A 10,409-nucleotide genomic window follows, 5' to 3' on the forward strand; every position below is an offset into this window, starting at 1 on the left:
TCATTCTGCAGCCGAGGCGCGCATTGTGCGATACATCTCGTCTGCTGCGGCGCGCCTCGCCATGCCGGGAATGACCCCTAGCTTTGTGCAGACCAGGGCACCGCAGCACACCCCGAAGCGCGCGGCCTCGATCACATCCCGCCCTTCCGCCAGAGCCACGGCGAAGCCGGAATTGAACGCGTCGCCAGCACCCGTCGTGTCCACTACGTCGACCACTGCAGCCGGAATGGTGGTATCGACCTTGTCGGTGACGATCAGTACACCACGGTCGCCAAGCGTCACGATCACGTTGGCGGCCCCGCGCTTGCGCAACAGATCGACCAGCTCGCGCGAGGGCCGCGGATCATCCGGGCGCAGACCGAGCAGGATGCGAAGTTCGCTTTCATTCGGCGTCAGGAAATCGACCAACGGGAAGATTTCATCCGGCAGCGGTGCGGCCGGCGCCGGATTGAGAATGGTTTTCTTACCGTATTTGCGACCGAGCTCCATCGCCCGCATAGCCACCTCGACCGGCGGCTCCAGGACCGCCATGACGAGGTCGCTCTCGCGAATGCGGCTCTCGGCGCGATCGACAAAAGCCGGATCCATGGCGTTTGTGGCGCCATAATCCATGATAATGAAGTTCTCGCCTCGCTCATTGAGGATGATGAAGCCAACCGCCGTCGGCTTCTCGGTGATCTGCTTGACATGCGCCGTATCGACGCCCTCGGCCTTGTACAGATCAATGCCAATATCTGCGAATTGGTCTTTGCCGATGATCGCAACCAGCGACGAGTCCGCCCCGAGCCGCGCAGTGGCAACAGCCTGATTCGAACCTTTTCCGCCCGGGCCCATATCGAAACTGCTGCCTAACATCGTGACCCCGAAGACCGGGATGTTCGGAGCGCGAATGGTCAGTCCTACGGCGAAGCTGCCGACGACGGTAATTCTCGGTTTACTCATCAATTCCTCCCCTGAAAGTGCCTGAGATCAAGGCGTGGCGTGGAATGCCTCCACCACGTCGCCACAAGGGCCCTGCGCGCGGTGGCGCAGTTTCGTGGGCCGTGAGCATCGGCACCGGTCCTCCCTGAGCTCCCTCAGCGATCTCTATGGATACAAAACGTGCATCCGGGAGCCTGATCACGAGCTCATTTGTTAGTCATTGACATCGAGCCTAGATGCAGAAAGCCCCAGCGGGAATGGACAAAGCACGCTTCAATTTATATAAAACGCGCATGGCCGGCTTGCCGCAGCGCACACTTTTTCCTGAGAGCCATCAGTACGTCCTCCCTGATGCTGCCTGGACCCGATGCGCCTTTACGGTACTTAGGGCGGGCAAGGCCATCACCGCACGTGATCATCACATCGCTCGAGACAATTATCCGGGCCAGGACATTCTATACTGCTCCGCTGGGCGCGGCTTTGTAGTCAGCGAAGGCAGGACATCGACTGTTGAGCGCGGTCAGTTGATCTGGATTGCCAACGAAACGTCGCATGCGCACTGGCCGGATGAAAATGATCCCTGGACTGTTCTGTGGGTGCGGATCGACGGGCCCGACTGTGCGGCCATTCGGCGAAAGGTGTTCGGCACCGGAGCAACGCTAGCAACGATATCAGTGCCGAACGAGATCGAACGGTGGTTCGCAAGACTATTTGATGTCTTGCGCGCCAGGGATGATAACGTCGATTTGGCACTTAACTGCCTCGTGGCGGAACTGCTTCACCTCATCGCAGCACCTTCCTCGAAGCACGGTGAATCCCGTCTCCCGGCCCCATTGCGAGCCATCATTTTAAAGATGCGGCAGTCCCCGGAGCGATCCTGGCACGCCGATGAACTCGCCTCGGTCACTGGCCTCAGCGCCGCACAGACGCGGCGGCTATTTCAAGGGCATCTGCAGATCAGCCCAAGGCGCTTGTTGATTCGAGAGCGGATCATGATGGCGCAAAAGCTGCTCTTGGAAAGTGACGCTGGGCTCGGCGCAATCGCCGAACGCTGCGGTTTTTGTGACGTCTATCACTTCAGCCGTGAATTTAAGCGCAGCACTGGCACCAGTCCCAGCACCTGGCGGCGAGCTGAGGGAAGATAAGCCGGTGTATCAGGGCTGCGTCGTATACGCGGCGATCAAGGGCTCGAAGCAGCGACTTCACGTCGCTGCCCCTGATCCTCTGCGAACACTTCTGAACTCGGTCCGTACTTGTTGAGTTCGCGCCAATTCTTTTGCGGCCCCATCACCAATTTGGTGTGGACCCGGACGGGGTGGCGAAGGTACTGCTGGCTCGCAATGAGAACATAATGACCGACAAGCTGCATAGAGGAGGCGAGCTTGCAAAAAACGTTGCGCTCCGCTGACAAGCAGCGACCTCAACAAGATCGTGGATGAGCGCGCAGTCGGAAGCATGAACGAACGGATCAAAAATGCAGTGCATATGCAAGAGGTTTCCTTATATCAGATGGTAAGGCCAACCCACTCTTATCGCTTCCGGTCGCCATTTCTCCGCTGAAGAGGCGTTCATCGTGAACAACGACAAAGTTGTGCTGGATGTGCGTGCCTTCTTGGAAGCTTGGGCGCGAGCGTTCAACTCTGGCAAGCCGGAGTATCTTGTTGCGTTATACGCAGATGATGCCTTGCTTCACGGTACGTCTAGTTCCACGCTCTACATCGGTGTCGCAGAAATACGCACCTACTTCCATGGCACCGCAAGGGTAAAATTTGACGTATGTCATTGCGTCAGCTTGGCGGCTGACATTGTTATGGCCGTCGGAAATTATGTCTTTTCTGAAACGCGGCATGATCTGCAAGTGGCGACACCCGCCCGATTTACGTTTGTGCTGCGCCGTCATGATGCCTCCTGGAAGATTTTACACCATCATTCATCTACCACCCCCCTTTAGGTGGATTAAGGTGGTGGCGAATGCGCGTACGATCGTGAGCTTGGCGCGCGGCAGTTCGCGCCAGTTAGGGGAAGCGCGTGATCGCCGAAATTGGCTGGTTGTTACTTTGAAATGCTTAGGCCTCTGATGTAATCCGCTGCATTGTCAGATCCGTGCCATATTTCAACTCTAAGGTGACGAGACCGGTTCACTTGTCGCCTTACCAGCCCGTCAAAAAGACCTAAGGGCTCAAAGACAAGCCGGCGAGGCAGGACAGATCGGCGAAACGCCTGCACTGGCAGACGCATTCAGCGTCGTTTTACCCAATATTACCCAACTTGCGTTGCGCACCTTCTGGGGCCGAGCGCCCTGCTGCGCTTTACCTACGGCTAATCTGATAAGCGGCCACGACAGAAGAACGCCGCGTGTCCCAATGACGGGATCAACCTTTCAGGAGAGCCGCGTGTCAGTTTCCCTTCCGACTCCCACCCAGCTTCTCGAAGTTGCCAAGCAGTGTGGTCTTTCGTTGACCGACGAAGATGTCGCCTCGTTCCGCGGTTTGATGCGGGGCTCGCTGGACGCATACAATCTCGTTGCCGCGATGCCCGACGAGTTGCCCGTGGTCAAATATCCGCGGACGCCCGGCTATCGGCCATCGCCAGACGAAAACACTCGCAATGCTTGGTACCGCAAAACCAACATCAAAGGCGCCGGCAGCGGAAAACTGAAAGGCAAGACCGTTGCCTTGAAGGACAACATTATGTTGGCCGGAGTGCCTATGATGAATGGCTCGGCCACCCTCGAAGGCTACGTACCCGATTTTGACGCCACCATCGTTACACGCATGCTTGATGCTGGCGCCGAAATTGTGGGCAAGGTTCACTGCGAAGCCTTCTGTCTCTCTGGCGGCAGCCACACCAACGCGACTGGCCCGGTCCACAATCCACACAAGATGGGCTATTCGGCCGGCGGTTCTTCCTCCGGAAGCGGGGTTGTGGTCGCACTACGCGAGGTCGACATTGCGATCGGCGGCGATCAGGGCGGTTCGATCCGAATGCCATCCTCATTCTGCGGCACGTACGGTATGAAGCCGACTTGGGGTCTCGTTCCCTATACAGGAATAATGCCGATTGAGATCTTTATCGACCACACCGGGCCGATTACGGCAACGGTGGCCGACAACGCCCTGCTACTCGAGGTGATCGCCGGCGACGACGGCTACGATTCGCGCATCAAGGCTCCGAAGGTGGATGAATACACCAAGGCCTTGGGTGCGGGCATCAAAGGGATGAAGATTGGTATCCTCAAGGAGGGCTTCGAGCAGCCGTCCGCAGAAGCTGCCGTGAACGAAAGCGTGCGTGAGGCCGCAAAGCGCTTCAAAGATCTCGGCGCGACCGTAGAGATCGTCTCGATTCCGATGCACCTTCTAGGCGCGGCGATCTGGACCCCCATCGGAACTGAGGGGGCTGTCCAGACCATGATGTTCGGTGACGGCTATGGTCTCAGCCGAGGCGATCTTTATCCAACCTCCCTGATGGATTTCCATCGCGGGTGGCGGCAGAAGGCGGACTCATTGTCCGAGACTAACAAGCTGTTTATGTTGTGGGGGACCTATATCAACAACACCTTCGGGTCCAGGTTTTACGGCAAGGCGCTCAACATCTCCCGCCGCCTCGCTACGGCATATGACAAAGCTCTCGAGAGCTATGATCTCCTCCTCATGCCGACGACGCCGATGAAGGCAACCCCGCTGCCGCCATCCAATGCCAGTCGCGAGGACTACTTCACGCGCGCGATTGAGATGTTCACCAACACCGCGCCATTCGACATTACGCATCATCCAGCTATGTCGCTGCCCTGCGGAATGGTCGACGGCCTGCCAGTGGGCCTAATGCTGGTCGGTCGCCACTTCGAGGAATCCACCATCTACCGCGCCGCCCATGCCTTCGAACAGATAGGCGACTGGAAGAAGATGTGAGGCCGAGACGATAGTGCGACTGGATCGCGGCATATGACTAGTGCATTCATGGCGGCATTCGAGATCCTGAGCTTCGGTGCGATTATCGTGTTGATCGTGCTTGGGCTAGGAATCATCGCGAGCATGATGGGCATCTTCAACTTTGCCCAGGGTGAGTTCGTCCTGCTCGGCGCTTATATTACTTATCTCGCCTATAGTCATGGTCTCCCGGTTTGGCTCGGTATGGCGGCGGCACCGATCTTAGTCGGATTGCTGGGTTTCGTACTCGAAGCGCTCATCATCCGCCGCTTCTATGCCGCACCGATCGTTGCAATGCTCGGCACCTATGCGCTCGGTCTTATCATCCGGGAGTCTGTGCGGGGCCTAATTGGCGGGTTTTATCTGACGGTTCCGGAGCCTATCGGTGGATCCATAGATATCGCCACGATACACATCTCAGCTTGGCGCTTTACGATTCTCGTGATCACGGCTTTGGTGATGGGGGGCTGCTTTCTGCTCCTGTCCCGCACAAGCTTCGGCTTGCGCGTTCGGGCGACCCTGGAAAATCCGGCGCTAGCGCGCGCCTCCGGGGTTTCGACGAATTTCATCTATGGCACCACCTTTGCCTTCGGCGCAGCTTTGGCCGGGCTCGCCGGGGCGCTTATCGTGCCGGTGTTCGATCTGTTTGCAGATCTCGGAATTCGCTTTCTGATCCAGGGATTTGTCGCCGTCATGCTTGGCGGTGTCGGCTCCTTTATGGGCCCAGTGGCAGGAGCCGGTATCATCGGCGCTCTCAGCGCGGCGCTGCCCTGGGTTATCCCTCCGGTCCTCGCCGATGTGCTCGTCTTCTTGCTTGCCATTGTTTTCATCAAGTGTCGGCCGCAAGGCCTCATCGCGCAAGGGGGAGTGTAGTCATATGGCTGTTGATCGACTCAATTTCACACGCCGTCGTTTCCTTTCGAACTTTGCCTTCACGGCCGGTGCAATCGCCACAGGAGCGAGTAGCTGGGTGATCCGTCCCGACTGGGCCAATGCGGCCGAAGGTCCCATCAAGGTCGGCATCGCGATCGATCTGACCGGCCCGATCGGCTTTGCCGGAAAGGCGGATGCCAACGTCGCCAAAATGGTCATCAAGGAGATCAACAATTCAGGTGGTCTTTTGGGCCGGCCGATCGAGCTGTACATCGAAGACACCGCCTCCAATGAATCGGTCGCTGTAGGCAACGTGCGCAAGCTGATCCAGCGGGACAAGGTGGACATGGTCCTAGGCGGCCTCGCGAGCTCAATGCGCAATGCGATCAAGGATGTGATCGTTTCTCGGGGCAAGACGCTCTATATCTATCCGCAATTTTATGAAGGGGGGGAATGCACGCCATACCTGTTCTGCAGCGGCGCCACACCGGCGCAGCAATGCGACACATTTATCCCGTGGCTGATCAAGAACGGCGGCAAGAGATTTGCCCTTCCAGGTTCCAACTACATTTGGCCGCGTAACCTGAATGCATATGCTCGCAAGTTAATCGAAGCCAATGGCGGCGAGGTCGTGTTCGAGGAGTATTATCCTTTAGACCAAGTGGATTTCTCCGCCACTGTCCACGCGATCATGTCCAACAAGGCCGACACCGTCTTTAACACCGTTATTCCACCCGGCGTCGGTCCTTTGTTCAAACAGCTCTATGAAGCGGGCTATCTGAAGAACGGCGGACGGCTTGCTGCCGTCAACGAGGACGAGAATTATCTCAGCCTCCATCCGGTCAATGAGATGGAAGGGCTTGCGAGTTGTCTCGATTATTACAAAGCCGTCGCCAAAGATGACCCGGTCTCCGCCAGAATTCAGGCTGCCTATGATAAGGACTATCCAGGCGATTCTCTATTTGCCGCGAGCAGTGCCGCTCCCAGTACATATCGCGGGCTGAAACTTTGGGAAGCTGCCGTCAAAGAGGCCGGAAAGGTCGATCGCGAGTCGGTTGCTGCGACGCTCGATCACGCAAAGATCGCGGAGGGTCCGGGCGGCCCCGCCGAGATGGTGCCGGGCAAGCGGCACTGTAAGATGAACATGTACACGGCCGTGTGCAAGAGCGGGGTTTTTCAAGTCGTGCAACGCAGCAATGGGCTTGTCGATCCCGGGCAATGTTGACGAATCACTGTGAAAGCGACAAGCGCGGTAGAGAGGCCATCGGTGCCCACGCTAGAAGTGAATTGTGCGACGGCTGACATGGCTGAAATCGCCTTTGCAGGACAGGTCAGTCGTGCACGACGTGTCCTGCTCATCATCGAAGGACTAGTGCTGATTGGAGCACTAGTCCTTCCGGTGATGCTTCACGACTATCTTACGGTGTTTGCCACTCGCGTTGTGATCCTGGCGCTCTTCGCTCTCTCGTTCGATCTGGTCTGGGGCTATGCCGGAATCATGAGCTTTGGGCAGGCCCTCTTCTTCGGCTCCGCAGGCTACGGCGTTGCGCTGCTTGCGCGCGACCTCGATATCACCTCAATCCTTTTGGTACTGCCGGCGGGCACGCTGATTGGCCTCGTATTCGCGCTGCTACTTGGTGGGTTCCTCCTACTCGGACGGCATCCGGCCAGCATGATCTTCGTTTCGCTCGGTACGCTCACCGGTGCCTATGCGGCGGATCGCCTCGCGCGTGGCTGGTACTATCTCGGCGGCCAGAACGGCATTCCCTCGATTCCGCCGATGACGCTCGGCTCCTACGAATTATCGGAAGGGTCGAACTTTTACTATCTGGCACTAGGGCTTCTTGTCATCGTCTACGTTGCATGCCGTTTCCTGGTGCGCTCGCAGTTCGGTCTTGCACTCGCAGGCCTCCGCGAGAACGAGCAACGCATTGCCTTTTTCGGCTACCGGACACAGCATCTAAAAGCCATAGTGTTCGCGATCGGTGGCGCCATCGCAGGCCTGAGCGGCAGCCTCTATGCCTTCCACGAGGGTTTTGTGTGGCCCAATATGATTGGCGTTGTCGTCTCCACGCAAGTCGTGCTCTACGTTCTGTTCGGCGGTTCCGGCACGCTGATCGGTGCGGTGATCGGTACGGCGATTGTCGAAGGTCTCTCCTTCTGGCTGTCGGACAATTACCGCGATATCTGGCCGATCATCCTGGGCGTGCTCCTGCTCCTGGTAATCCTTTTTCGGCCGCTTGGGCTTATCAGCCTGGTGTTGACGGAGCGCGAGCGGGTAGGCAGTTTCGCCGCCAAAGCGCAAGACAAGAAGAGGGCGCAGCATCATGCCGCTTCTTGAAGCTGCAGGCATTCGAAAGATCTTCGGCAAGCTCACGGCAGTCGACGGTGCGGCGCTCACCGTCCGCGAGAACGAGTTCCACGGGTTGATCGGGCCGAACGGCTCGGGGAAAAGCACGCTGATGAAGTGCATCGCGGGGGCGGAGGTACCGACGCAAGGCAAAGTCCGATTCATCAACACTGATATTACCACATTCACCCCCACCGAGCGCGCGCGCGCTGGCATGAGCCTGAAGTTCCAAATCACATCGGTTCTGCCATCCCTCACCCTCTACGACAACATCCTCCTTGCCCTGCAGGGGCACTGCTCTCTTTTTGATCTTGTGTTCTCGCGCAGCCGCAGACAGCTGCACGACCAGGTCATGATGATGCTCACCCAGTTTCGTCTTGCCGATCGTGCGTTCGATGCAGCAGCAGCGCTATCCCATGGCCAGCAGCAATGGCTGGAGATTGCGATGGCGCTCGCGGGAAAACCCCGGCTCCTGCTGCTGGACGAGCCTACCGGAGGCATGAGCCTGGAGGAGCGTCGCGTCACTGGCGAACTGTTGCGACCAATAAAGGAGCACTGCTCCCTCGTTATCGTCGAGCACGATCTCGATTTCATCCGCGACATTTGCGACCGCCTCACCGTCCTCGACCAGGGCCGTGTGCTGGCGACAGGAAGCGTCGCTGAGATCCAGGCTGACAAAAGTGTCCAGGAGATCTATTTGCGCCGTGCTTGAACAACGCTTTCTCGACATAAGACATCTCGACGCCGGTTATGGTCGCAGCCAGGTGCTGTTTGACCTGAGCCTCGACATTCCGTGGCGTGGTGGTACCGCCGTGCTTGGGCGCAACGGTGCAGGCAAGACCACGCTTATGAAAGCTATCGTTGGCGAGCTACCAAGCTGGAGAGGCGAGGTAGTCTTCGATGGCCACGATTTCAATCGGCTCCAGACCGAGCAACGCGTGCGCGCCGGCATCGGCTATGTGCCGCAAGAGCACTCAGTGTTCTCACGCCTTTCAGTGCGGGATAATCTTGCAATGGGCTCCCTCTTCAACACCGACGCTTCGGCGATCGATCGGGTCCTGGCGATCTTTCCCAAGCTCGGCCACCGCCTGGACCAGGCGGCTGGTACGCTTTCTGGTGGCGAGCGTAAGATGTTAGCGATCGGGCGCGCCCTCCTGGGGAACCCAAAGCTGCTGCTGCTGGATGAGCCGACCGAGGGCGTCTGGATCGGCGTCATCGAAGAGATTACCGAACGTCTCATTGAACTCGCCAAGGAAATCGCGGTCATCATCGTCGAACAGCACCTCGATCTCGCGTTGCGCGTGGCGAGCAAGGCCTATGTCCTTGATCGCGGCCGTATCGCACTACAAGGCGCTGCAGCCGATATCCGCACGAATCCGGAACTTCTGCGCTACCTCGCGCCTTAAGTGGCGCGTTCCAGATTGCTTTGACGGCCGACGCTAATCGTAGACCGGTTCGGCTGACTTCTCCCTAGATTTGAGCGGCTGTTTGGAAAACTCCAGCAGCGGAGTTTGCTGACTTGACCTCAGCAACTTGACGCGCCCGCTACGGGCTCACAGGCGCGCTGGGCCCCATTCTGCGTTCGAAGCGAGCCGACATTCTCGTCCACTTGAAAGTACGCCTCCGACGAGGACCGTCTTGCGTGACGGGTGGTAATTCGCGAAGCGTGTGACCTTAAGTCTAGCTTTAAGGTCATCAGGCGATGCGGGTCGAAGTTTTGGGCGGGCTTGAGCGGCGGCGGCGTTGGTCGCAGGACGACAAGGCACGGATTGTCGAGGAGACGCTAGTACCGGGCGCGAAGGTAACTGAAGTCGCGCGGCGCAACGGAGTAGCGGCCAGCCTGGTGTTTACCTGGCGTCGACAAGCACGGACATCGGAACAAGTTGCACCATCTTTTACGCCGGTGCAGATCGCCGCCGTAGCGGCCTCGGCTGAAGAAACTGCGAAGCTTTTGCCTACGGTTGATGGCCGAGTTCGCTCGGCGGCAGCCGCACGTACTGGATTGATAGAGATCGATCTCGGCAACCGACGGTGCATCCGGGTGGATGCGCACGTCGATCCGGAGGCGCTGGCGCGGGTCCTCGATGTGCTTGGACGCCGATGATTGCTGTACCAGGGAATGTGCGAGTGTGGCTGGCGACAGGCTACACGGATATGCGCAGAGGCTTCCTGTCGCTGGCCCTCCAAGTTCAGGAGGTGCTGCGCAAAGAACCGCTCAGCGGTCATTTGTTCGTCTTCCGCGGTCGCCGCAGCGATCTTGTGAAGGTGATCTGGCACGGTGTGCTGCAGAGCATGAAGGAGGTGAATAACCGAATTTGATGCGTACAGCTTTATGAGAG

The 10,409-nt window shown here is 58.2% G+C and carries 11 protein-coding genes; 10 read left to right on the forward strand and 1 reads right to left on the reverse strand.

Going from position 1 to position 10,409, the window contains the following annotated elements:
- Positions 1-942 carry a ribokinase gene (locus L6637_RS38155; protein ID WP_128929749.1) on the reverse strand — a complete coding sequence of 314 codons (942 nt, stop codon included), beginning with the start codon at positions 940-942 and terminating at the stop codon, positions 1-3.
- Positions 943-1,157: 215 nt separating this feature from the next.
- Between L6637_RS38155 and L6637_RS38160 the strand changes: the two genes are divergently transcribed.
- The 10 genes from L6637_RS38160 (at position 1,158) to tnpB (ending at position 10,389) form a co-directional block, all read left to right on the forward strand.
- Entirely contained in the window at positions 1,158-2,066 is a 909-nt protein-coding gene (locus L6637_RS38160) for an AraC family transcriptional regulator (protein ID WP_232995599.1), read from the forward strand.
- A 428-nt stretch (positions 2,067-2,494) separates the two neighbouring features.
- On the forward strand, positions 2,495-2,872 hold the full coding sequence (locus L6637_RS38165) for a nuclear transport factor 2 family protein (RefSeq protein WP_128929748.1): 378 nt from the start codon (positions 2,495-2,497) through the stop codon (positions 2,870-2,872).
- Between the two features lie 442 nt (positions 2,873-3,314).
- Positions 3,315-4,829 carry an amidase gene (locus L6637_RS38170; protein ID WP_128929747.1) on the forward strand — a complete coding sequence of 505 codons (1,515 nt, stop codon included), beginning with the start codon at positions 3,315-3,317 and terminating at the stop codon, positions 4,827-4,829.
- A 33-nt stretch (positions 4,830-4,862) separates the two neighbouring features.
- Positions 4,863-5,720, forward strand: coding sequence for a branched-chain amino acid ABC transporter permease (locus L6637_RS38175; RefSeq protein ID WP_128929746.1), 858 nt, complete (start codon positions 4,863-4,865; stop codon positions 5,718-5,720).
- Between the two features lie 4 nt (positions 5,721-5,724).
- Positions 5,725-6,945: a substrate-binding protein gene (locus tag L6637_RS38180; RefSeq protein ID WP_128929745.1), complete on the forward strand. Its 1,221-nt coding sequence runs from the start codon at positions 5,725-5,727 to the stop codon at positions 6,943-6,945.
- Positions 6,946-7,023: 78 nt separating this feature from the next.
- Positions 7,024-8,061, forward strand: a complete 1,038-nt coding sequence (locus tag L6637_RS38185) for a branched-chain amino acid ABC transporter permease (RefSeq protein ID WP_128929744.1) — start codon at positions 7,024-7,026, stop codon at positions 8,059-8,061.
- A complete protein-coding gene (locus L6637_RS38190; protein ID WP_128929743.1) occupies positions 8,048-8,782 on the forward strand; it encodes an ABC transporter ATP-binding protein in 735 nt (244 codons plus the stop codon). The genes L6637_RS38185 and L6637_RS38190 overlap by 14 nt, the downstream gene beginning before the upstream one ends.
- On the forward strand, positions 8,775-9,476 hold the full coding sequence (locus tag L6637_RS38195) for a branched-chain amino acid ABC transporter ATP-binding protein (RefSeq protein ID WP_128929742.1): 702 nt from the start codon (positions 8,775-8,777) through the stop codon (positions 9,474-9,476). The genes L6637_RS38190 and L6637_RS38195 overlap by 8 nt, the downstream gene beginning before the upstream one ends.
- 296 nt (positions 9,477-9,772) lie before the next feature.
- On the forward strand, positions 9,773-10,174 hold the full coding sequence (gene tnpA / locus L6637_RS38200; RefSeq protein ID WP_128929741.1) for an IS66-like element accessory protein TnpA: 402 nt from the start codon (positions 9,773-9,775) through the stop codon (positions 10,172-10,174).
- A 23-nt stretch (positions 10,175-10,197) separates the two neighbouring features.
- Positions 10,198-10,389 carry an IS66 family insertion sequence element accessory protein TnpB gene (tnpB, locus tag L6637_RS38205; RefSeq protein WP_206733208.1) on the forward strand — a complete coding sequence of 64 codons (192 nt, stop codon included), beginning with the start codon at positions 10,198-10,200 and terminating at the stop codon, positions 10,387-10,389.
- The last annotated feature ends 20 nt before the right edge of the window (positions 10,390-10,409 follow it).

This window comes from Bradyrhizobium zhengyangense (genome assembly GCF_022012435.1).
Taxonomy (GTDB): domain Bacteria; phylum Pseudomonadota; class Alphaproteobacteria; order Rhizobiales; family Xanthobacteraceae; genus Bradyrhizobium; species Bradyrhizobium zhengyangense.